This window comes from Spongiactinospora gelatinilytica (assembly GCF_003236385.1).
GTDB classification, from domain to species: domain Bacteria; phylum Actinomycetota; class Actinomycetes; order Streptosporangiales; family Streptosporangiaceae; genus Spongiactinospora; species Spongiactinospora gelatinilytica.
Genome location: NZ_POUA01000100.1, coordinates 1 through 20,812 on the forward strand (window position 1 = coordinate 1; position 20,812 = coordinate 20,812).

Annotated in this window: 20 protein-coding genes and 2 pseudogenes; 16 read left to right on the top strand and 6 right to left on the bottom strand. The window is 68.5% G+C overall.

What is annotated here, in order from left to right; genetic code table 11:
* The first annotated feature begins 255 nt into the window (after positions 1–255).
* Positions 256–747, top strand: coding sequence for a transposase domain-containing protein (locus tag C1I98_RS14870; protein ID WP_111167768.1), 492 nt, complete (start codon positions 256–258; stop codon positions 745–747).
* Entirely contained in the window at positions 744–1,187 is a 444-nt protein-coding gene (locus C1I98_RS40490) for a hypothetical protein (RefSeq protein WP_146607441.1), read from the top strand. The genes C1I98_RS14870 and C1I98_RS40490 overlap by 4 nt, the downstream gene beginning before the upstream one ends.
* A gap of 16 nt (positions 1,188–1,203) precedes the next feature.
* Here C1I98_RS40490 and C1I98_RS14875 read toward each other — a convergent pair whose 3' ends face one another.
* The 4 genes and pseudogenes from C1I98_RS14875 to C1I98_RS14885 all read right to left on the bottom strand — a co-directional run bounded on the left by C1I98_RS14875 (position 1,204) and on the right by C1I98_RS14885 (position 4,083).
* Entirely contained in the window at positions 1,204–2,028 is an 825-nt protein-coding gene (locus tag C1I98_RS14875; protein WP_111167769.1) for an IS5 family transposase, read from the bottom strand.
* Between the two features lie 245 nt (positions 2,029–2,273).
* On the bottom strand, positions 2,274–2,567 hold the full coding sequence (locus C1I98_RS14880; protein ID WP_146607442.1) for a hypothetical protein: 294 nt from the start codon (positions 2,565–2,567) through the stop codon (positions 2,274–2,276).
* 34 nt (positions 2,568–2,601) lie between these two features.
* A pseudogene (locus C1I98_RS45635) lies at positions 2,602–3,018 on the bottom strand (Rossmann-fold NAD(P)-binding domain-containing protein); the annotation flags it as partial.
* A 576-nt stretch (positions 3,019–3,594) separates the two neighbouring features.
* Positions 3,595–4,083, bottom strand: coding sequence for an SRPBCC family protein (locus C1I98_RS14885; protein WP_111167771.1), 489 nt, complete (start codon positions 4,081–4,083; stop codon positions 3,595–3,597).
* Between the two features lie 91 nt (positions 4,084–4,174).
* Between C1I98_RS14885 and C1I98_RS14890 the strand changes: the two genes are divergently transcribed.
* Positions 4,175–4,735: a TetR/AcrR family transcriptional regulator gene (locus C1I98_RS14890; protein WP_233507879.1), complete on the top strand. Its 561-nt coding sequence runs from the start codon at positions 4,175–4,177 to the stop codon at positions 4,733–4,735.
* A gap of 87 nt (positions 4,736–4,822) precedes the next feature.
* On the opposite strand, the pseudogene C1I98_RS45640 reads toward C1I98_RS14890, so the two are convergent.
* Positions 4,823–5,107, bottom strand: a pseudogene (locus tag C1I98_RS45640) (DUF998 domain-containing protein); the annotation flags it as partial.
* A gap of 347 nt (positions 5,108–5,454) precedes the next feature.
* On the opposite strand from C1I98_RS45640, the gene C1I98_RS41400 reads away from it, so the two are divergent.
* The 13 genes from C1I98_RS41400 (at position 5,455) to C1I98_RS14960 (ending at position 17,531) form a co-directional block, all read left to right on the top strand.
* A complete protein-coding gene (locus tag C1I98_RS41400) occupies positions 5,455–5,832 on the top strand; it encodes a hypothetical protein (RefSeq protein WP_158558040.1) in 378 nt (125 codons plus the stop codon).
* A gap of 52 nt (positions 5,833–5,884) precedes the next feature.
* Positions 5,885–6,406 carry a hypothetical protein gene (locus C1I98_RS14905; protein ID WP_111167773.1) on the top strand — a complete coding sequence of 174 codons (522 nt, stop codon included), beginning with the start codon at positions 5,885–5,887 and terminating at the stop codon, positions 6,404–6,406.
* A gap of 6 nt (positions 6,407–6,412) precedes the next feature.
* Positions 6,413–6,685 (top strand): efflux permease Rv1217c-related protein, encoded by a 273-nt coding sequence (locus C1I98_RS14910; protein ID WP_111167775.1) that lies wholly within the window; start codon positions 6,413–6,415, stop codon positions 6,683–6,685.
* 207 nt (positions 6,686–6,892) lie between these two features.
* Positions 6,893–7,606 carry a TetR/AcrR family transcriptional regulator gene (locus tag C1I98_RS14915; RefSeq protein ID WP_111167777.1) on the top strand — a complete coding sequence of 238 codons (714 nt, stop codon included), beginning with the start codon at positions 6,893–6,895 and terminating at the stop codon, positions 7,604–7,606.
* Positions 7,603–10,083: a PEP/pyruvate-binding domain-containing protein gene (locus tag C1I98_RS14920; protein ID WP_111167779.1), complete on the top strand. Its 2,481-nt coding sequence runs from the start codon at positions 7,603–7,605 to the stop codon at positions 10,081–10,083. Before C1I98_RS14915 ends, C1I98_RS14920 begins: the two co-directional genes overlap by 4 nt.
* 51 nt (positions 10,084–10,134) lie before the next feature.
* Positions 10,135–11,340 (top strand): cytochrome P450, encoded by a 1,206-nt coding sequence (locus C1I98_RS14925; RefSeq protein ID WP_111167781.1) that lies wholly within the window; start codon positions 10,135–10,137, stop codon positions 11,338–11,340.
* Positions 11,341–11,434: 94 nt separating this feature from the next.
* A complete protein-coding gene (locus C1I98_RS14930) occupies positions 11,435–11,626 on the top strand; it encodes a hypothetical protein (RefSeq protein ID WP_111167783.1) in 192 nt (63 codons plus the stop codon).
* Positions 11,627–11,956: 330 nt separating this feature from the next.
* Positions 11,957–12,523, top strand: coding sequence for a redoxin domain-containing protein (locus C1I98_RS14935; protein WP_146607443.1), 567 nt, complete (start codon positions 11,957–11,959; stop codon positions 12,521–12,523).
* A gap of 21 nt (positions 12,524–12,544) precedes the next feature.
* Entirely contained in the window at positions 12,545–13,426 is an 882-nt protein-coding gene (locus C1I98_RS14940; RefSeq protein ID WP_111167787.1) for a cytochrome c biogenesis CcdA family protein, read from the top strand.
* A 578-nt stretch (positions 13,427–14,004) separates the two neighbouring features.
* Positions 14,005–14,304, top strand: a complete 300-nt coding sequence (locus tag C1I98_RS14945; RefSeq protein ID WP_146607444.1) for a transposase — start codon at positions 14,005–14,007, stop codon at positions 14,302–14,304.
* Between the two features lie 1,117 nt (positions 14,305–15,421).
* A complete protein-coding gene (locus C1I98_RS14950) occupies positions 15,422–15,931 on the top strand; it encodes an RICIN domain-containing protein (RefSeq protein ID WP_158558041.1) in 510 nt (169 codons plus the stop codon).
* A 293-nt stretch (positions 15,932–16,224) separates the two neighbouring features.
* Positions 16,225–16,836: a hypothetical protein gene (locus C1I98_RS14955; RefSeq protein WP_111167793.1), complete on the top strand. Its 612-nt coding sequence runs from the start codon at positions 16,225–16,227 to the stop codon at positions 16,834–16,836.
* A gap of 86 nt (positions 16,837–16,922) precedes the next feature.
* Positions 16,923–17,531, top strand: a complete 609-nt coding sequence (locus C1I98_RS14960; protein WP_111167795.1) for a hypothetical protein — start codon at positions 16,923–16,925, stop codon at positions 17,529–17,531.
* Positions 17,532–18,976: 1,445 nt separating this feature from the next.
* On the opposite strand, the gene C1I98_RS14965 is transcribed toward C1I98_RS14960, so the two are convergent.
* Positions 18,977–19,885 (bottom strand): hypothetical protein, encoded by a 909-nt coding sequence (locus C1I98_RS14965; RefSeq protein ID WP_111167797.1) that lies wholly within the window; start codon positions 19,883–19,885, stop codon positions 18,977–18,979.
* Between the last annotated feature and the right edge of the window lie 927 nt (positions 19,886–20,812).

The following is a 20,812-nucleotide window of genomic DNA, read 5'->3' on the forward strand; positions in this document are numbered from 1 at the left end:
TCTCCGAGGCGCTGATCCGCTGGGCCGCCATCGCGGGGATGGCCCGCCGCCTCACCCGGAGCGGACCCGCACGACGCCAACCCCGCTACATCTGCCCTTGAACCCTAAACGATCTTCTCAAACACGCTCTTAGTTAAGCTCCTCGGCAGCCCGTTTTCCACATTTCCACAAGGACATGCCCGAGCGCTCTGTGTATAATTCCTCGGTTCGATTGTTTTGCTTCCGCATCGCTCACAATCTGGCTATCTTCTCACCATGGATGAGGCGGAGTATCGGCAGGCGGCGATGCCAGGCGGGCGTCTGACGGATCGCATCGGCGTGGGCGTATTGACACGCCTGATCGATCGCGACCTGGTCGATGACGTTCTTGCTGAGACGGGCCGGGTCGAGCAGCGGTCGCGGCTGTTGCCTGCGCGTGTGGTCGTCTATTACATGTTGGGTCTTTGCCTGTTCTTCGGGGAATCCTATGAGGAGGTGATGCGGCTGCTTGTCAATGGCTTGCGTTTCCTCGGGACATGGCGCAAAGAGTGGGTGATGCCGAGCACGGGCGCGATCACACAAGCACGTCAGCGGTTGGGCGCCGAGCCCTCGCGGGTGTTGTTCGAGCGAGTGGCAGTACCCTGCGCGCAGCAGGGTACGCGGGGTGCGTGGCTTGGTTCGCGCAGGCTGATGGCCATCGACGGCTTCGTGCTGGACGTTCCCGACACAGACGGAATGACACGGCGTTCGGCCGCTCGGGAGGCGTGAAGAATCCGGCCCCGTTTCCGCAGGCACGGGTGGTTGGGCTGGGTGAATGTGGAACACATGCCGTAGTGGCCGCCAGGCTCGGACCCTGGCGGGCGAATGAGCGTATTCTCGCCGAAGAACTCGTCGCTGATTTCGAGCCGGATATGCTGGTCATCGCGAATCGGGGATTTTACAGCCATCGGTTGTGGCAGACGGCTGCCGACACAGGAGCGGATCTGCTGTGGCGTATGCCGGCCGGCCCGAATCTTCCTGTCGTCCATGCTCTGGCGGATGGCTCGTTCGAGTCGTTTCTGCTCGATCCGAAAGTCCGCGGCCGCCGCGCAACCCAGCGACACCGTGGATCGGCGAACGTCGAAGAGCCATCCGGCATTCCGGTACGGGTCATCGAGTATGAAGTGACGAACCGTGGAGGCAAGGGTGAAATCTTAGTGCGTGTTTGAGAAGATCGTTTAGAGCTCAAGGGCAGATGTAGCGGGGTTGGCGTCGTGCGGGTCCGCCCCGGGTGAGGCGGCGGGCCATCCCCGCGATGGCGGCCCAGCGGATCAGCGCCTCGGAGACGGCCGGGTCGCGTTCGTAGTCACGGGCCAGGCGGCGGCAGGCGGTCAGCCATGCCAAGGTCCGTTCCACCACCCAGCGCCGGGCGATGACGTTGAAGCCGGGCTTGTCCGCGGGCTTGCGCACGATCTCCAGGGTGGTGCGCAGCCGGTCGCGGGTCCAGTCCACCAGCCGCCCGGCGAACCCCTGGTCGGCGAACACATGCCGGATCGGGGTGGTCAGGTACGCCGACAGCAACGCGGTCTTGGCCCCGTCGCGGTCCTGCCAACTCGCGGCCAGCACCGTCACCGTCACCAGCAGGCCGGTGGTGTCGGTGACGATGAATCGCTTACGCCCGTTGATCTTCTTCCCGGCGTCGTATCCACGGCTGTCACCTCCGACGGTGTCGGCGCCTTTGACGCTTTGGGAGTCGATGAGCCCGGCCGTGGGTTCATCGGCGCGGCCGTCGGCGCGGCGGGCCTTGATCCGCAGCTCACGCAGGAGGGTCTCGGTGACGCCGGCGGCCTCCCATTGCTGGAAGTACCAGTACACGGTCTGCCAGGGCGGCAGGTCGGTGGGCAGGTACCGCCACGGGCATCCCGATCGGACCACGTACAGGATGGCGTTGACGATCTCCCGGCGCGGGTGCTTTTCCGGGCGTCCGCCGGTGTTCGGCCCGGGCAGCACAGGTTCGATCAGTTCCCACTGGGCGTCGGTCAGATCGGAGGGGTAGCGATCGGGAGGCATCGAGCCACTTTGGCGGTATCGGCATGTCTCGTCACGCCGCCACGCCGGACATGAACGATCTTCTCAAACACGCACTTAGTGCCGTTGGCGAATCGGTTGCCGCTGAGGAGCTGTTCCAGCATGGCGGCCACCAGTTTGGGGGCTGGACTCCGACGACAGGAGACACCGCCCCTGGTGGACGGCAGCCCTGTGGCCCCGAGCCACCCGGGAACATGCAACAACCCGCTCCCTGCGGCTGCGGCCGGTCAGAACTCAAGGGGGAGCTGCTGTTCGATCGCGTTCCTCTCGTCGTCCACGGGCAAACCAGCGATCTTCTTCAAGGCGCTGAACGACAGCGTGCCTTCGCCGGGAAGTTGCCGGATCATGTCGGGCAGCAGCAATGCGGCTCCGGCGGTATCCCACAGCGCCCGGTGTGGCTGTTGCCCAGGAACCAGAACGTTGACCTGCTGGGTGAGCCCATGCCGGCTCAGCAGGTCGGTGAGGCTGAGCCGTTGTTTGCCGAGGTGGATCACACGCGCGAGGCGGAGTGTGTCGATCAATCTGCCACGTTGTAGGACCCCCTGACAGGTCACGCTCGATGGTAAGAAGCGCGAAATCTGCAACGTCGCGGACGTCGATCGGCTGGATCGCCCGCTCGGGAAACCCGGGCGCCACCACTCGCCCGCCACGGCGTATGCGGTGCAGCCACCAGGGCACCCGTCCTACGTACTCTTCCGGGCCGATGATCACACCAGGGCGCAACAACGTCGCCCGATCGCCGAACACCGTCATCACGGCATGTTCGCACCCAGCTTTGAGCTGCCCGTACCGGTCGGCGCTGGTGTCGGTCCCGTCGTCACTCTCATCGTGAGGGCAGTCACGAACCGGAGACTCATCATGTAGTGGTTCGGTGGGCCATCCGGTGTATACGTTGACGGTGCTCACGAAGACGTAGCGCCCTGCGGTGCCGGACAGGGCCCGCGCGGCGCGCAGGACGATTTCGGGCACCATTCCACTGGTATCGATGACGGCATCCCACGGCCCCTGCGCGGCAAGCGCCCTCAAGGCCGCCGGGTCGGTTCGATCGCCACGCAATATGGACACGCCCGCGACATCTGCTCCCGTTCGCCCGCGGTTGAAGGCGACGACTTAGTGGCCTCGTTCCAAGGCGGCCCGAGCGATGGCCCGTCCCAGGAATTAACTGCCACCGAGGATGAGGAGCTTCATAGTCATGAAGCGTAGAGGCAGGGGTCCGCCACTTCCATCCCGAAGTGAGGATCGCGTAAGGATATGGCGTGACTAAGTGGTCCGTTCTGGAAGTCCTTCGGGGGTTGACTTCGGATCTGGCGTTGTGCGTGTCGCCTCGTCAGATGTCGGGGTGGCGAGGCGGAGATGACATCGAGCCGTACGACGGAATCGTCCGGCTCGCCGCGACCTACGAGGACTGGTCGACGGGGCCGAGCGGGACGACGCCGCCGCGGGATGATCGGCTGTGCTCTCCGATCTCAAGTCCTTCTCGGAGACCGGGAGCCCTCTCCCGCAGGAGCCCTGGCTGGTACCGCCGCGATGTCCCCGTACGCCTTGTGCCTACGGCCGCGAGCCGAGAACCCGGCGTAGCGCGCGGACGTACCCGGTCCGCTGGGCGGGGCTGCGGACCCCTCCGGTCATGGCCTGCTCGGCGCGGTCCATGCTGTCCTCCAGCAGGGCGTCGTGCAGCCGGCGGAATGCCAGCGGCCAGCTCAGCCGAGCCAGGCCATGCGTGTGCATGGCGAGGGTGTGGCGCAGCAGCGTCCCGCCCTCGGCGGGGTGGACCGAGTACTCGTGGAAGCCGTGGAACCCTCGCGGCCCGGTGAAGGTGAAGCGCACCCACTGCCCGGGCGCATACGCGGCCACCGTGTAGCGGATCGGCCCGTGGCCACCGGTCGAGCCGACCGTCAGCCCGGAATTCAGCCGCATCACCGGCCAGTCGCCCCACGGCCAGAGTCGGTCGTGCTCGCCGGACAGGCTGTCGATGAGCCTGCCGACCTCCTCGGGCGAGGCCGGGAGAACGCGTTGATGGATGTTCAGGACCGCCATGGCAGCCTCCCGCCGTTCTGGATGGATCACTCCAATTGAATTGGAGCCTACTCTCTATAACATGCCCAGACCACCCCGGTATGACCAATCCGTGCTTCTTGACGCCGCCGTCGAGCTGGCCGCGGCCGCCGGGCCGGCCGCCGTCACCATGGCGGCCGTGGCCAAGCAGACCGGGACACCGAACGGATCGATGTATCACCGCTTCCCGCAGCGGGCCGTGCTACTGGCCGAGTTGTGGCTGCGGACGGTCGGCCACTTCCAGGAGGGTTATCTGGCCGTGCTGGACTCCGACCCCGAGCCGCGCCGGGCCGCGCTGGCGGTAGCCCGGCATGTGGTGGCGTGGAGCCGGGCTCATCCACGGGAGGCGGCGGTGCTGTTGCACGGCCCGGATGCCTTCGACCGGGCCGACTGGCCCGAGGAGTACGCGGTGCGCGCGGACCGCGGCAACCGGCGGGTGCTCGCCGCGGTGTCGGGGCTGGCCGAACAGCTGGGAGCGACGGCACCGGCCGACGCGGAGCGGGTGGCACTGGCCCTGATCGACATCCCGCTCGCACTGGTCCGCCGCCATCTGCGCGGCGTCGGCAGGCTGCCGGCACACGCCGAGGATCTGGCCGAACGCTGCGCGGCGGACCTGCTCGCTACCGGCCGGTGAGCCGGGGCAAGACCTGCCGGCAGAACCGGTCGAGGGCCATCCCCCGGCCACCTGGTGGACGCAACCGGCTGCTGTGATGACGGCGGGCATGCCGGGCGGGTACCCGAGCGCAGGGTCGGTGGGCACCAGCCCGGCGACGACCAGGCCGACGGCCGCCGCCGCGAGCAGGATCGGCCCCCAGGTCGCGCCGCGCTCGCCTCGCAGGGCATGGCGAATGCCGACGGCGAAGGCGACCAGCAACAGCCCGCCCAGGACGAAGTTGATCGTCTGGAGCCAGGCACGTTCACCGGTGCCGAGCTGGCTGACACCGTGACGCCGCAAGCTGTACCAAGGCCGGGTGGCACCGTCGCCCCACAGCAGAACAGGAACCAGAACCCCGGCGACGGGGCGCCGGGCGACCGACGCGAATCATGCCGAAGCGGTACATGATCGAGATGCGCCATATGGGGTGCGCTCTGGCCGTTGACGCTGAGCTGTTCGCCCCTCGACACGAACGCCACCGGCAGCACCGGATCCCCGAAGCGCCGCAGTGGCCAGGTGTCTCAGGGCCTGGCAAAGGGAGTACTCATCAAGAGCCGCTCGGCGGGCGCCGGGCGGCGTTGGGGGAAGGTCAGAGCCTGCTGAGGAGGCGCTGCTCGAGCGCCGGATCGAGCCAGGTCCGCGGGTCGGGGGTGTCCGGGTGCGGGGTGGGGTCGCCTTCCTCCTGGAGTCAGGCCCAGGTGTCGGCGAGGGTGTCGCGCAGCGGGCGGGTGGTCAGGCATGCGCGAAACGCCCCGCGCTCCCCCGACCGGCCCGCATCACAGCGCCAGGTCACGGCGGCGGAGCCCGTACAGGCCCACCGCGGCCAAGCCACGGTCCGCGCCCCGGCCTTCGCCTATGACGACGCGGCCCGCGAGCGGTTGTGGGAGGCGTCCCAGGCCGCCACCGGCGACCCGTCTGGGCCTGGTGACCGGCAAGCGCTGCGCCTGGCCCTGCGCCGCGACCGGATCAAGCTGCCCGCCTGGACACTCGGCACCGCCTGCTGGTCTCCTACTTCTCCGCCGTGGTGGCCAGGACGAGCCCGGACCGCGACACCCTGCGGGACGCCATCGAACTGATAAACCCTCCTATGCTGCAGGTGTTCTCCGGGCCGCCTTCGGCCTGGAGAACATGACCCGCCAGACCTACCTGATCGCGGCCTACTTCGTGGAGTTCCTGCTGCTCGCCGCGGTCATCAACATCCTGCTCATCGCCCGGCACACCCGCGCCGAGGAACAGACCGGCCGGGCCGAACTGCTCCGCGCCGCGGTCGTCGGCCGGCTCGCGTCGCTCGCCGCCGCGCTCCTCGTCTCCGTCATCACCAACACCGTGCCGGCCCTGCTGGTAGCCGCCACGACCATGGGAGCGGGACTGCCCGCGGGCATCGCGCTGCTGTTCGGCGCGAGCACGGCGGCCATGGGACTCGTCTTCGCCGGGGTCACGGGAGTGGCCGTGCAGTTCACCCAGCATTCCAGGGCGGCCGGTGGGATCGCGGCGCTGGCGCTGTTCGTGGTACGGCTGCTGCGCGAGGGCGTGGCAGGTGACTTCCTGGCCGATGGCCCCGACATGGTCGGTGCCTACGTCAGCCTGAACATCGTCTTCATGTCCTTCCTCGTAAGCGTCTTCACGGTCTTGCCGATGGTCAGGACATGAACAGAGGTGCTGGTCGTGCTGGCGATCGGCACCACGCTGTTCGGGTTCGCGCCCGGGCCTCGTGGCGACCTGGCTGATCGTGGGCTACGGCGGTGTCGCCCGGTTCTGGGGAACGGAGCTGCCAGGCTGGATCAGGGGTTGCCGCCGTTCGACCACATCCCGCGCATGCCGATCGAAGAGTTTCATCTCACCCCGTTGATGATGCTCACCGTTCTCGCGGTGGCCTTGGCTTTGATCGGGCTGTACGGCTTCCGCCGCCGTGACCTGGAAGGCACCTGACACCCGCGCCGGTGTCCCGACCGGCGTCGGGTGCTCCGGGGGCATAGGGAACGATGCCCACTCGCCTCAGGACATAGAAGCCGGGCCGGGGGACATCGCCCCCCAACCCGCTGATCGCGCGGGCATGTACAGCGGACGCCGACTGACCATTGCCGCCTAGTTTTTGAACGATAGTCTGATCTGGTCAAAAACCTATAAAGGAGGCCGATGGCCAGGGTCGGGAGGCCGCCACAAGATCCGGTACAGCGTGCGCACCGGATTCTCGATGCCACCGCCGAGCTGGTCCTGCGGTGGGGCTATGACAAGACGACCATCGACGACGTTGCCAAAGCGGCCGGCGTCGCCAAGGGCACGATCTACCTGCACTGGAAGACCCGCGACGACCTGTTCGCCGCGCTGCTGCGCCGCGAGCGGGTCCACGTGGCCGAAGAGCTGCGGGCGAGCGGGCCGGCGACGATGGGCGAGCTGTTCGGCGGGTTCGTCGGCACGGCGCTGCGCCGGCCGCTGATGCGGGCCGTCCTGGTCGGCGACCCCGAGTTGCTGGGCAAGTTCGCGCGAATGAAGCGGCACAGCACGACCGGCCTGGAGCTGGGGCCCGCGTTCGACACCTACATCGGGCGGCTCATCGATTACGGCTCGGTGCGCGAGGACGCCCGGGAGCACACGATCGCGATCGCCGCCATCGTGTACGGGTTCGTGTTCCTGCCGGACCTGCTTCCGCAGGCGGCGGGGCTGCCCGGCGAGCGGATCGCCGAGCTGGTGGCCGACACCGTCGAGCGTACGCTCGGCTCGGGCCGGGAGTTGCCGGACGACGACGCGCGCGCCGTCGCTCAGGCGACCATGGACCTTCTCGACGCCATGGCCGAGAGCGCTCGCGGCAAGCTGGCGGCCTCGCTGGGATCAGCGGAGGCGTCGTCGTGAAGCCGGTGCTGCCTTTCGACGATGCCGCGGCCGACCTGGCGAGCGTGGGCGGCAAGGGCGCGTCCCTGGCCAGGCTGGCCAGGGACGGGCTGCCGGTGCCCGGCGGGTTCCACATCACCACCGGCGCCTACCGCGCCTTCGTGGCGCCCTTCCAGGACGAGATCGACCCAGAAGATCCCGACGCCGTCGCCGCGCTGTTCGCCCGGCACGAGATCCCTGAGCCCATCGCCGAGGCGGTCCGGCGGGCGTACGCCGAGCTGGGAGCGGACGTGCCGGTGGCGGTGCGCTCGTCGGCCACCGCGGAGGACCTGCCACAGATGTCGTTCGCCGGGCAACAGGACACCTACCTCGACATCCGCGGTGACGCGCTGCTGGAGGCGGTGAAGAGCTGCTGGGCCTCGCTGTGGAACCCGCGCGCGGTCGCCTACCGCGACCACAACCACGTCTCGCACGACGACGTGGCGCTGGCCGTGGTGGTGCAGAGGCTGGTGGGCGCGGACGCGTCCGGGATCATGTTCACCGCCGACCCCGTCACCGGCGACCGTGGCACGACAGTGATCAATGCGTCCTGGGGACTGGGCGAGGCGATCGTCGGCGGCCAGGTCACCCCCGACACGATCACGGTCTCCGGCGGCGCGGTCACCACGGCCACGACCGCCGACAAGACGGTCATGACGGTACGCACCCCGACCGGCACCGATGAGCGCCCGGTCCCCAATGAGCTGCGCCGCGCGCCGGTCCTCACCCCGGGCAGGGCGGTGGAGCTGGCCGCGCTCGGCGCACGCGTCCAGGAGCTGTACGGCGTCCCGATGGACGTGGAATGGGCCATGCGGAAAGGCGCGTTCGCCATCCTGCAGGCCCGCCCGATCACCGGCCTCCAGCCGCCGGTGGAGGAGTGGAACGACAGCCGCAAAGGCGACTACCTGTGGACGGCGGGCAACTTCGGGGAGGCCATCCCCGATGTCATGACCCCCATCACCTGGTCGTTCGTCCGCCTGTTCATCCACGAGGCCATGTCCGGCTCGGCCACGCCCGGCTTCGACATGGTGGGCAACATCGGCGGCCGGTTCTACATGAACCTCACCCCGATGTACTCGATGATCAAGACCCTGCGGTTGAAAAGCCTGTCCGGCCCGCTGGAGGACGTCTTCGGCAAGATCCCGTCCGGCCTCGACGTCCCGAGGATGAAGCTGCTGCGCTGGGAGTTCTTCAGGCAGGGCGTTCCCGCGGCGATCCGTGTCCGGCTCCGGGTGCGGCGACACCTGAAGGACATGCGCGGCCTCCTGGCCACCGCGCGCGGCCGGTGCGAGGAGCTGCGCGCCGCGGTCGCCGCCTGCGGCTCGGCGCCCGAACTGGCCGACCTGTACGAACGCCAGATCCAGCCGTACGCCGTCACCTCCTGGCGCATGCTGGAGGCCGGTGGCCGCCAGGGCGGCACCGCGCTGCTGCTCACCCGCTCCAAACTGCGCAAGATGATGGGCGAACTCGACGCCGAAGCCATGCTCACCGGCGTCAACGCGGCCGGTGACCTGGCCAGCATGGGCCTGGTCGTGGGCCTGTCCCGGCTGGCGCGCGGCGAGATCGGCCGCGAAGAGTTCGCCCGGACGTACGGGCATCGCGGCCCGCACGAGTTCGAGGTGTCGATCCCGCGCCCCGGCGAGGACCCCGGCTGGATCGACGCCCAGCTCGCCGGGCTGCGCGACCTGCGTACCGGCACCGAGGCGCTGCTGGCCCGGCAGCAGCAGGCCAGGGAGGCCGCCTGGACACGCTTCGCCGCACGCCACCCGGGCAAGGTGGCCCGGATGCGGAAGCGGGTGCGGCGCTGGGGCGAGGTCGTACGCGACCGTGAGTCCACACGGTCGGAGGCCGTGCGCGCGTTCTGGGCGCTGCGCGCGTTCGTCGTACGCGCGGGTGAGCTGACCGGTCACGGCGATGACCTGTTCTACCTCTACCTGGAGGAGCTGCTGGCCCTGCTGCGCGGGGACACGGCGGCGCTGGAGCGGGTTCCGGTACGACGGGCCACCTACGAGCGGTACGCCGCGCTGCCGCCGTACCCGGCACTGATCATCGGCCACTTCGACCCCGTGCGCTGGGCCGCCGACCCCGGCCGGCGGGCCGACCTGTACGACGCCCGCGGCCACACCGTCCCGGTCAGCGACACCGTGACCGGCTTCCCCGGCGCGCCCGGCGTGGTGGAGGGCGTCGCCCGGGTGCTGGCCGGTCCCGAGGAAGGCGACCGGCTCAAGCCGGGCGAGATCCTGGTCACGACGCTGACGAACGTCGGCTGGACACCGATGTTCCCGCGCGCCGCCGCCGTCGTGACCGACCTGGGCGCACCGCTGTCACACGCCTCGATCGTGGCCCGCGAGCTGGGCATCCCGGCCGTGGTCGGCACCGGCAACGCCACCATGCGACTCCACGACGGCGACCGAATCCGAGTGGACGGCGAGCACGGCACGGTCGAGCTGCTGACGTGAAGGCCCGGCCCGACGGCTCCTCCCGACAAGCAACAGAACGAAGGTGACAGCATGAAGGACCCCATCCGACTTCCCTGGAAAGCGCGTGTCACCCGGCCCACGCCGTTCGACCCGCCGGAGATCTTCGCCGAGCTGAGGGACGAGCGCCCGCTCCGCCCCATGACCTTCGCCGACGGCCATACGGGCTGGCTGGCCACCGGGTACGACGTGGTCAAGGCCATCCTGGCCGACGACCGCTTCAGCGTCCGGCGCGAACTGGCCCACCCGCCGGTCACGATGCCCAACGCCGCGGCGCAGAACATGTTCTACGCGCCCGCTCCACCGGGCACCTTCGTCCGCCAGGACCCGCCGGACCACACCCGCTATCGCACCCTGCTGGCCGGCCGGTTCACCCTGCGCCGCATGCGCCGGCTCGAAGAGCGGATCACCGAGGTGGCCGGCGAGCGCCTGCACGCCATGGAGGCGGCGGGACCCCCCGCCGACCTCGTCCAGGCGCTGGCCCGCCCCGTCCCCTCGCTGCTCATCTGCGACCTGCTCGGCATCCCCGACCGGGATCTGGCGACGTTCCGGCAGGCCGGAGACATCGTGCTGGACCCCGCCTCCTCCCCCGAACAGATCCAGCAGGGTTACGCCGACATGCTCGGCATCTTCCCGCCGCTGATCGCCGGCAAGCGCGTGCACCCCACCGGCGACCTCTACAGTGACCTCATCAACGGCAGCGACCTGACCGACCAGGAGCTGATCTCCATCGGCCTGCTGCTGTTCGCCGCCGGAAACGAGACCACCAGCACAATGATCGCGTGGGGAGCCTTCACCCTGCTGGAACACCCCGACCGGCTCCAGGAGCTGCGCCGCGATCCGAGCCTGATCGACAACACCGTCGAAGAGCTGCTGCGGTACCTCACAGGGCCGGGCGGCATGCTGCGCACGGCGCTGGAAAACGTCGAGATCGGCGGCGAGCTGATCCGCGAGGGGCAGACCGTCGAGCTGCTCGTCGGCGCCGCCAACCACGACCCGGCCCGCTTCCAACGACCCGACGCCTTCGACATCACCCGCTCCCCCCGCGGCCATCTGACCTTCGGCCACGGCATCCACCAGTGCCTGGGCCAGCAGTTGGCCCGGGTGCAACTGCGCATCACGCTGCCCGCGCTCTTCGACCGTTTCCCCGGCCTGCGCTTAGCGGTACCGGCCGCGGAAGTACCGATCAGAAACGACTCGAACTTCTACGGCGTCGAGCGCCTGCCAGTGACATGGTGAGCCGGTCCGGGCGGTTGCCGGGTACGCGATGTGTTCGCGTCAAGACGCGTCGGCACTACTTCACCCGCCGACGCCCGCAGGAGACAGTGAAGTCATGCGCGGAAGGACACTCGACCTACTACTCCTGGGCGTCTGGGCGGCCGTCTTCGTGGCCGTGTCGCTGGTCGTACCAGGAATCGCGAACCTCGTAGTGGCCTGGGTGGGCGGCGTCGCCCTCCTCTGGTACGACGACCTGGTCAGGCATGACCCGAAAAGCGACGTGCTGCGCCCGCGCTGGCACTCATGAGCCAGGCTGCGGCAGCCTGGCGGCGTCATTGTCAGGCTGATGGGGACGTACGCACGGGCACGCCGTAGCGCAGGACCTCCTCACCGCCGTCTCGATGTCATCGAGCCGGTCCCTGTCGTCCTTGCGCACCTTGATCAGCCCGGACAGCAGGTCGTCGCCGGGCGCGCCGGCGCTTGGCGGCGATCAGATCGCGCATGTAGCCGACCAGCCCGCTGGCCCCAGCGGCAATGAGCGCCCGGCGTCGTACCGAGGGCATGGCGCCCGGATGCCGGGCATCTCTGTCATCGACTCGTAAGATCCGGGCCCACCACCCGTGCCTATGCTCACGCCGTGACGAGAATTCGTGTGACGGCCACCATCGTCGCCGCAGGAGTACTGGCCGCCGCCTGCGGCGCCTCCGATGAGATGGGACGCAGCGATGCGCCGGCCTCGGCAACGGTGGGACGGGCCTCCCCTGCGCCCGCCCCGACGCACTCCGGGCGGACGCCCGTTCCAGAGACCCTGCGGTTCACCGCCACCACCCTGGGCGGGCAGCGGTTCGACGGCGCGAGCCTGGCGGGCAAAGCGGTCGTGTTCTGGTTCTGGGCGCCGTGGTGTCCCAAGTGCCGGTCGGAGGCCCCGGCCGTCAAGACGGCCGCCGCCAAGTACACAGATGTCGCATTCGTGGGGGTCGCGGGCCTGGACGGCGAGGCGGCGATGAGGGAGTTCGTGCGGCGCACCGGGACGGGTGGCTTCCCGCACCTGTCTGACGAGAAAGGCGCGGTGTGGACCCGGCTCGGGGTGAGTCAGCAGTCCACATTCGTGTTCATGAAAGCGGACGGATCAACCGAGAGGGTTTCCGGACCGCTCGGCCCCGATGACCTCGATCGCCATGTCGCCAAGCTGCGCTCCTCCTGACGCGCCCCCGTGGGCCCGGAGATGACGGGGCAGTTGCCCCTGGCGCTGGCCCTGGCCGCGGGCCTGGTGGCGGCGTTCAATCCATGCGGGTTCGCGCTGCTGCCCGCGTACCTCACGATGCTCGTCGCCGATGACCGGCCGGACGGTGGCGCTCTTGCGGGCGGGCCGGTGGTACGGGCGCTGCTGCTCGGAGCGGCCATGACCGCGGGCTTCGTCACGGTATTCGGGCTGTTCGGCTTGGTGGTGACGCCGCTTGCGGTGTCGGTCGGCCGGTACCTGCCGTGGGTGACGATTCTGATCGGCGTCGCCCTGTGCGGACTGGGGGTGTGGCTGCTGACCGGCCGCGAACTACTGGTCCGAACACCCAGGCCGGCCACCGGCAGACCTATCGCCTCATTTGCTTCTCTGTACGGGTACGGCCTCAGCTACGCGGTGGCCTCGCTCTCGTGCACCATCGGCCCGTTCCTCGCGGTGACCTCCGCGTCGCTGGCCACTGACGGCATCGTGGGCGGCCTGCTGGCCTTCGTCGCGTACGGCCTCGGCATGGGCCTGGTCGTGGCCACGCTGTCGCTGGTCGTGGCGCTGGCTCGATCGGCGGTGGTGGCCCGCGCGCGGGCGGTGTTGCCGTACGTGTCGCGGATCAGCGGCGGGCTGCTGGTGCCGGCAGGGCTGTACGTCACCTACTACGGCTGGTACGAAGTAAGCGTCTTCGCCGGCGCCCCGCCCGATGACGTGATCATCGGGGTGGCCACCGCCGCACAGGGCACGGTCGCGCGGTGGGTGGAATCCCTCGGGCCAGGCGGGATCGTCCTCACGCTCGCCGCGCTGGTGGCGGCCGTCGTCGTGGTCCGCATCGCCCGGCACGGCGCACGCTCGAGCCAAGGCGTTAGAAAGGACCGCTGACTCCTCCGTATATGCCGCCTCATGTCGCGGCCGGTGTTCGACGCATCGGCCGCCGACGAGCGTGGCCCCGCCCGCCATCACCAGCTTCTTCCTCGAGGGCGCATCGGCGGTGTTCCGAACGCCCGGGTCCCCACCCCTGGACCCGCCTGGACCCGGTCGACCAGCTCGATGTCCACCCCTCGGCCGGCTGTCCGGCTGGGGTGTCCGGTTCCGCTACGGGGTGGGGGCAGTAGCCGGGATATCTGCAAGACGACCTGACGGCCGCATCTGAAAAGGCCTTGGCCAAGGCGGGGTTCCTGCCCGGTGGTGTTCCCTGGATGTAGGTGCCTTGCCAGGGCACCATGTTCCACCTCATGAGAGATGAGACTTTGACCAGCAGAAACGCCGCCTAAGAGCTTCATTGCATGTTTGGGCTTGCACACGCTGTCACTGATTACGGTCGGCTAGTCCCAATGCCGGTTAGTTAGGGCGGGGGCTGGGGTTTCTAGACCCACAGAAGATCAAGACATGAGAACGGAGATCCGGTACATCTGAGATCAGGGGAGTTCGCCCCCGGGAGGATGTCCATGATGGAGAGCATGGCGAAGAAGAAGCCGCGCCCGCGGCGGTCGTTCACACCGGAGTTCAGGACAGAAATCGTCGAGTTGTGCCGGCGGGGGGACCGACCGATCAGCGAGGTGGCCAGAGATTTCGATCTGACCGAGACCTCGGTGCGGCAATGGGTACGTCAGGCCGAGATCGACGCGGGTGAGCGGGACGGGCTGACCAGCGGTGAGCGGGAGGAACCGGCGGCGTTGCGGCGGGAGAACCGGCGGCTGCGCGAGGATGTCGAGGTCCTCAAGCGGGCGACGACCTTCTTCGTGAGGGAGACCCGGTGAGCGTGGATCCGTTCATCGAGGCGGAGAATACGGCCTGCGTCCTGAAGGTCCTGCCACATGCCCCGGTATGCAGTCAGAACAGCCCTTTTATCGCAACCAGGGTGTCGGTGGGCATGGGCTAGTAGAGTGCAGCCGGAGCCTTGGAACCGTTGCCGTATGACCGGATGCGGACAGTCCGGCGAGCAGTAGAGCTGCGACCGGCCAGCAGAACGCATGACTCCGCCACATGACGTCCTCGCAGTTGGGGTAGGGCGAGCGCGTGCAGTAGTTAGAGTAATACGGAAAGCCACCTACATCAAAGGGGTGGCGAGCCGTACAGGTAAGCGTCGCTTGGCATATTCAGGTGGCATTTCCGCCTTCATGCGTCCATCGGCAATTCGTCGCTTTGTGGGCACCGTTCGGGGCTTTTGGGCTGATAGATCATCTGATCAAGTCACCTATATTCGCGCTCCTGACTCCTCGGCTGCCGTATGCGCGGTCGTACACGGCGTAACGGCTCCATGTTCTGCCCGCTACGGACGCAAATTGTGGTCATGGAAGCCGTGAATTCTGCGCCACAACAGAAGCGAAGGCTTGAAAGTCGAGGATGTCACCGGGCGGCTGCGAAGGTGTGCAGGCCACGGCCGCGCGCTCGCCGGCCCGGGACTGGACGGGACTGAGGCCAGCCGCCTCGCCGCCGCGACGAGCGCCGCACTCCAGAAGAGGGCCACCTGCGCGAGAGCTCACCTGACGCCCGAGCAGCAGGCACGCACTACTGGCCGTCGAGGCTGATGGCAGCCCGCCGCGCCGTGCTAGCGCTCGAACGCGACGTCGCCGCCGCCCGTAAGGGTGATGGCCGCCGTCCTGCACATCGCTGGGCGAGATCACCCGGACGTGGCCCTCACCATGGGCCTCATTTGCCACCGCAGACTCGCCAAATAAGTCGCCCCTAAGGGCGGCCATCCGAAAGGCAGAATCCCTCAATTGCCAAACAATAAGGCCAATACGCGCAAATCAGACAGTAGCCTAATGGAGAGTATTCGCGCGGACCCCGGCAGTCATAGATAAAGGCAGCGCCTTCACAAGAAGGCGTTCAGCCCTCCGGAAGGAGCATCTCTTCATGCGTACCTCCAGGCGAATGCCCAATGCGAGCCTGCGCGCTTTCGCGGTCATCGCAACCGCGCTGGCCGCCCTGTCCGCCGCACCTCCCGCGCTGGCCGCCCCGTTCACCAACGTGGTCCTGGTCACCCACCACAGCGGAAAGTGCCTGGACGTCGCCGACGCGAGCACCGCCGACGACGCGCAGGTCCAGCAGTGGACGTGCGTCACCGGCCGGCTCAACCAGCAATGGACCTTCACCTCGGTGGGCGACGGGTACTACACCGTCCACCCCCAGCACAGCGGCAAGTGCCTGGACGTCGCGACCGCCAGTACCGCCGACGGCGAGCGGATCCATCAGTGGACCTGCTTCAGCGACCGCACCAACCAGCAGTGGCGGCTCGTCCAGCGGCCCAACGGCTACTTCACCGTGGTCGCCCGCCACAGCGGCAAGTGCCTGGACGTAGCGGGCACGATCGCCAACGGACTCCCCATCCAGCAGTGGACATGCGACACCAGCCGCGTCAACCAGGAATGGCGGCTCACCTGAGCCCGAGACCGATCCCCCTCGGCGCGCTGCGCACGAGGTGACCGGCCACAAATCCATGCCCTGACAGCGCTCGGCTCCGGCCCCGGTCCACCCGACCGGCACGCTCACCCGCTTCAGATCGCCTACCGAAGCCATGCCCACGGCGGCGGATCGTCACTGATCCTTCGCCACCATAATGCCCCGCCTCAGTCCGTGCGAAAGGCCCCAGAGCAGCCGGTGGACGCTCCACCTCCTCCTCCGTCGCTGATCGCGGACCAGGGCCGAGGGCCGAGGGCCGACAAGGGAGATCCATCATGGCGATTCCCAAACGAACCCGCGTACCGCGCCTGCGCGCCCTGGCGGCCGGCGCATTGACGCTGGCCTTTCTCACCGCCTCGCCCGCCGCGAACGCCGCCGGCGCCACCTTCACCACCGGCGCCGCGGGCGGAACCGCGGCTGGAACATCCGCCGCACGCGACATCGGCAACTGGGGCGAGGCGTTCGGAGGGGAGGTCTCCTTCCACGACAAGCCGACGGCGGATAACGCCTGGTACGACGTGCCCGGCATGACCATGACCTTCCCTCACGAGGGCACGTACGTGGTGACGACCGAGGTCACCGGCCAGGTGGCCGCGCCTCCGAACGTGTCCATCGCCCTGACGCAGCGGCTCCTCCTCAACGACGCGCAGGTGCCGAACGGCCTGCGCCCCATCCTGCATCACGGACAGGCCGGGACCGGCGGTCCCTCGACCTGGACGGTGACCACGGCCACCCGTACCGCCCGGCACTTCATCACCGCGGCCGCGCGCCAGACCGTGCGGGTCCAGGTACGCCGCACCAGTCTGGGGTCGCCCCACCCGGGTCAGCCGTTCACCGGCATTCCCGCCATCGGCGTCAACCGCATCGAATATCTGCAACTGCGCTAGCCCGCTCTTTCGGCCGTGACGCCATCAGTCCCGGTGCGCGGCCAAGCAAGGTACGAACCCTCGAAAAACGACCACAGGAGCCCGACATGACTCCGACCTACCGCGGACCGAACCACCTGCCCCGGCGACTGGCCCGTGTCGCCGCCGCCGGTATGACCGTCCTGGCCATCGGCATGGTCACCACGGTACCGACCGCGTCCCCCACCTCCGCCGGCACCATGAAGACCGTCACCTCCAAAGCCGCCGCCGCGCAGCCGTGGTCCTCCGGCATCGCGTACCTGCCCGCCCCCGTCGACCTCCAGAACACGGCGGAGGGCGACTGGGTCAACACGAACCTGGAGGTCCTCCTGCCCGAGGACGGCACCTACCACCTCGACCTCGACGTGCTGACCCGGCTGTGGATCAGGCCGCCCGCCAACGTGTACCTGGTCGGCCGCCTTTGGAACGTCACCGACGGTGCCGCGCTGCCCAACAGCGACCGCCTTCTCAACCAGCTCGCCGACGGCAGATCGCTGGGCGAGGGCGGCATCGTCAACAACCAGACGAGCCCGATCAGCGAGCGCATCACCGTGACGCGACCGACGCGGATCCGGCTGGAGGCGAAGAGGGAGATACACGAGGGAACGTCCCTGCGGGCATCTGTCACGACGTATGACGATGGCCGCACGTCGTTCCGCTGGCAGCGGGTCGACTGACGCGACCCACCGGCCGGAAGAACGGTGACCATACACGTTCTTCCGGCCGATCCGGTCCTGGCGCCGCGGCGATGACCGCCCGGCAGCCGCAGGACAAAGGCCAAGGCGGGTCTTCATCGGCGTGGAGGCGGCCGGTCCGGTACGCGTGCCACCTCGGGGAACCAGTCCTGGTCGCCGAGGTCCACAGACGCGGCGCGCAGGGTCGATCGCCGACGCCCCCGCCTTCTCCGCCCCGTGGCCAGGCAGCCGCCCAACCTTGGCCGTGCGGAGCGTGGCTGCGAGCCGTGCGCGGGGAGGATCCACCGTTCATGCACGTGAGGATCAAGCCGCCCGGCGGCGATCGTCTCGGCTTGAAGTGCCTCAGCGGTAACGGTAGCCGTGGCCGGCATGGTAGGGACACCCGCGGTTCTGTTCGCATCCGGAGTACCGGCCGCGCCACCCCCGCTGCTCATCGCAGTCGCCCCTCCGCCGGAGCCCTGTACGTCTTCGCGCCCCACGTGGTAGCGGAAAGGCGCTCGCGGCGCACGGCCGGGTGAGCGCCTGCGCGATTGAAGAGAAGCAGGTCCAGGTCGCGATGGACGGCGTCCCCGGACACGAGCCCGGCATGTTCGGCAGCCAATACGACTCCCGCTGCGCTGCCCCAGGGGCATACCGGACGCCCCATGCAGACCTCCTCGCCCACGGCGAAACGGACGACGATCCTGCGGGGCATGCAGGACCCGGTAGACCGGCTCCCCTGGCCCAGCGCTATACCTTTCCAACGGTCCGGCCGGAAACAAGACGCCCAGGCGGTAGGCCAGACACAGGAGCGTTGTGAGCCGTTCGACCTGGAGTGGGTCGCGTTGTTGAATTCAGAGGGATGCCGAGTTACTGACCGACGAGCAGGCTACCGGGTACGGAGCATTATCGCGGGCGCAACCGAAGCGGTACCTCGTCCTCCACGACGCCAGTCGGGCATTGGTCAAGGCCAAGTGGCGGGCGTACAACCCGCTTCCGCTACGGCGTCCGGCTGACCGCCGAGCGCCGTCTGAATGCGTTCCCAAGGGTGTGACCACGGTGCCGTCGGCTCGCGACGCCCGGAGCAGGGATCGAGGAGTTCCTTGCTCATCCTCTGTTTCAAAGTGCTGATCAACGGCGTGTCTCAGCCGGACGCGCAGAGGGTAGCACAGGCCGACGGAAACGGGCTGCGAAGGCCAGGGGGCTTGGCGGAAGTGATCGAGCGCTAGAGGCTCAGTGATCACGTGTGCTTCGTTCGCACCGAAGTGGGCGATCTGCCCCGCGCTGCGGGCGAACTGCGGCGAGCCGGACGGCAGGCATAGGGCCGGTCACCGTGCGGTGGGCCGGCCAGGCCGCGTTGAGCGCCCAGGGCCGGGGGCGGTGGCCTCTGGGCGCTCGGTTGTGGAATGACGATCTTCGTAGGGTGTCGAGGAGCGCGCGGGGTGGTACTAGTCGCTGATCTTGTGCCAGGTGACGAACGTGGCGTCGCCGCGGATGCGCGCGTACTGGACGGTGGTGTTCGGACAGTCGGCCGGGCGGGTCGCGTTACGGAAGATCGCCTGGAGCCGCAGCGTCTTGGTGCCCTGCGCCGGGGTGACGGTGGCCAGATGCGTGATGGGTGCCGTCGCCGACTGGCAGGTCTGGAGGCGGGTGCCGCCGACCACCGAGAACTGGTGGCTGACGACGCCGCGCCTGGGCGCTTCGAGCGCGCCCTCGGCATTGACGACCCGGGCCGAGACCCACATGTTGGAGCAATGGCCCGCGATGGCGCAGATGTTGCCGTTGACGTCCCAGGAGACGTAGTAGCGGCCGGGCTGGGGCAGCGTGACCGCCAGGCCGGTGAAGAGCCACCTGCCGGGGTTGCCGTGCAGGGCACGGTCGTTGACGAGGCGCTGCTGTCCGGCGACGGGGGACAGCCGTGCGCCGATCTGCCAGCGGTCGGGGCAGTCGTTGTCGGCGACCTGCCTGATCTCGATGTCGATGGATCGCGCGCCCGTGGGGTGGACCGGGCCGGGGGCCGTGCTGGGCAGCGGCTGGAGCCGTACTCTGGGCACGAGCAGTCCGGTCTCGGTACAGCGCAGTGCGTTGCACGGCGCGGGGTTGATCACCGGCACCGCGGTGATCGGGTCGTCGCCGTGCCCGGTGCCGTTGAACGTGATGCACGCGGAGTCCTGGAACCGGGTCGGCTCCCGGCCGGGCGGATTGGGGTCGTCCGGGTCGGCCGCCGCCGCGACGTCGATCCCTGCCTGGCCGGAGGAGCCGCCGCATCCGCACTCTTCTTCGGGCTGTTGCATGTCGTCGTCGAACTGGTCGAGGTCGTCGTCGGGCGGGTCGAGCTCGTCGGGTGGCCGGGTCATGGACACGCCTTTCTCGCCGGAGGGTGTTGGTGCGTCACCTGCGGATCTCCCGTTTCGAGAGCGCCATTTCGCAGGCAATGACCTGCTGATATCACCTATAGTGATTGCTCTATTACAAACCGCTAGTGACGCTGAGGCGACAGAATACTTGCTGTCCGAAAACTGATATTTCGTCGTTTAAGAGGGGTCAGCTCATTGACAGAGCGGCATCAGCATTAGCACCAGCCCCATGATTCTCCAGCTCAGCGATGAGGGAGCCACGGTCAGTAAACCTGCTGGGCGTGAGCCATCGGTCAGCTCGGATCGCGCGAACGCCGCGTCCGCCAGGCGGCTTCCTGCCCACGATCACCGCCTCCAGCACCTACGGACCCGACGCGGTGCCACGGCTGTGTCAGCACTATCGCGAGATGTGCTCGGGGGTGAGAGGCCAGCGAGGAGCACCGGCCTCTCACTGCGGCGTTGGGTCAGTGGGGCGAGTATGCAAGGGCGGTTGCACTGTTCGGGCAGGCGTTGGCACTGTATGAGAAGCGTGCAGACTGCCATGGGCGAGCCAATGCCCTCCACGAGTCGGGGCTTGCCCGGTGCGGAACCGGGGAGTACGCGCAGGCGGCTTAACCACAGGAGCGGCCCTAGCGCTGTTTGAACAGCTCGGCCACCACCGCGGGCAGGCGAATGCAGTGCAGCAACTGGGCTGCGTCCGCACCCGGACCGGGGACTGGATCACCCCGGGTTGGTTGGAGGCTCCTGAACCTGAAGGGTGAGGAGCTATGGCACCACCGAGGAAGTACAGCTCTGAACTCCGTGAACGTGCGGTTCGGATGGTCTTTGAGCTTCGTGAGCAGACGGGCGAGCGGACAGGCGCGATCGCCCGGGTCGTAGACAAGCTCGGGGTGCGTCGGGAGGCGTTGCGGACGTGGATCCGGCAGG

Coding starts and splice junctions, on each gene's coding strand:
- C1I98_RS14870 (WP_111167768.1), top strand. CDS start 256: ATGGATGAGGCGGAGTATCGGCAGGCGGCGATGCCAGGCGGGCGTCTG.
- C1I98_RS14875 (WP_111167769.1), bottom strand. CDS start 2,028: ATGCCTCCCGATCGCTACCCCTCCGATCTGACCGACGCCCAGTGGGAA.
- C1I98_RS14885 (WP_111167771.1), bottom strand. CDS start 4,083: ATGGCGGTCCTGAACATCCATCAACGCGTTCTCCCGGCCTCGCCCGAG.
- C1I98_RS14905 (WP_111167773.1), top strand. CDS start 5,885: ATGACCCGCCAGACCTACCTGATCGCGGCCTACTTCGTGGAGTTCCTG.
- C1I98_RS14915 (WP_111167777.1), top strand. CDS start 6,893: ATGGCCAGGGTCGGGAGGCCGCCACAAGATCCGGTACAGCGTGCGCAC.
- C1I98_RS14925 (WP_111167781.1), top strand. CDS start 10,135: ATGAAGGACCCCATCCGACTTCCCTGGAAAGCGCGTGTCACCCGGCCC.
- C1I98_RS14930 (WP_111167783.1), top strand. CDS start 11,435: ATGCGCGGAAGGACACTCGACCTACTACTCCTGGGCGTCTGGGCGGCC.
- C1I98_RS14940 (WP_111167787.1), top strand. CDS start 12,545: ATGACGGGGCAGTTGCCCCTGGCGCTGGCCCTGGCCGCGGGCCTGGTG.
- C1I98_RS14945 (WP_146607444.1), top strand. CDS start 14,005: ATGGCGAAGAAGAAGCCGCGCCCGCGGCGGTCGTTCACACCGGAGTTC.
- C1I98_RS14950 (WP_158558041.1), top strand. CDS start 15,422: ATGCCCAATGCGAGCCTGCGCGCTTTCGCGGTCATCGCAACCGCGCTG.
- C1I98_RS14955 (WP_111167793.1), top strand. CDS start 16,225: ATGGCGATTCCCAAACGAACCCGCGTACCGCGCCTGCGCGCCCTGGCG.
- C1I98_RS14960 (WP_111167795.1), top strand. CDS start 16,923: ATGACTCCGACCTACCGCGGACCGAACCACCTGCCCCGGCGACTGGCC.
- C1I98_RS14965 (WP_111167797.1), bottom strand. CDS start 19,885: ATGACCCGGCCACCCGACGAGCTCGACCCGCCCGACGACGACCTCGAC.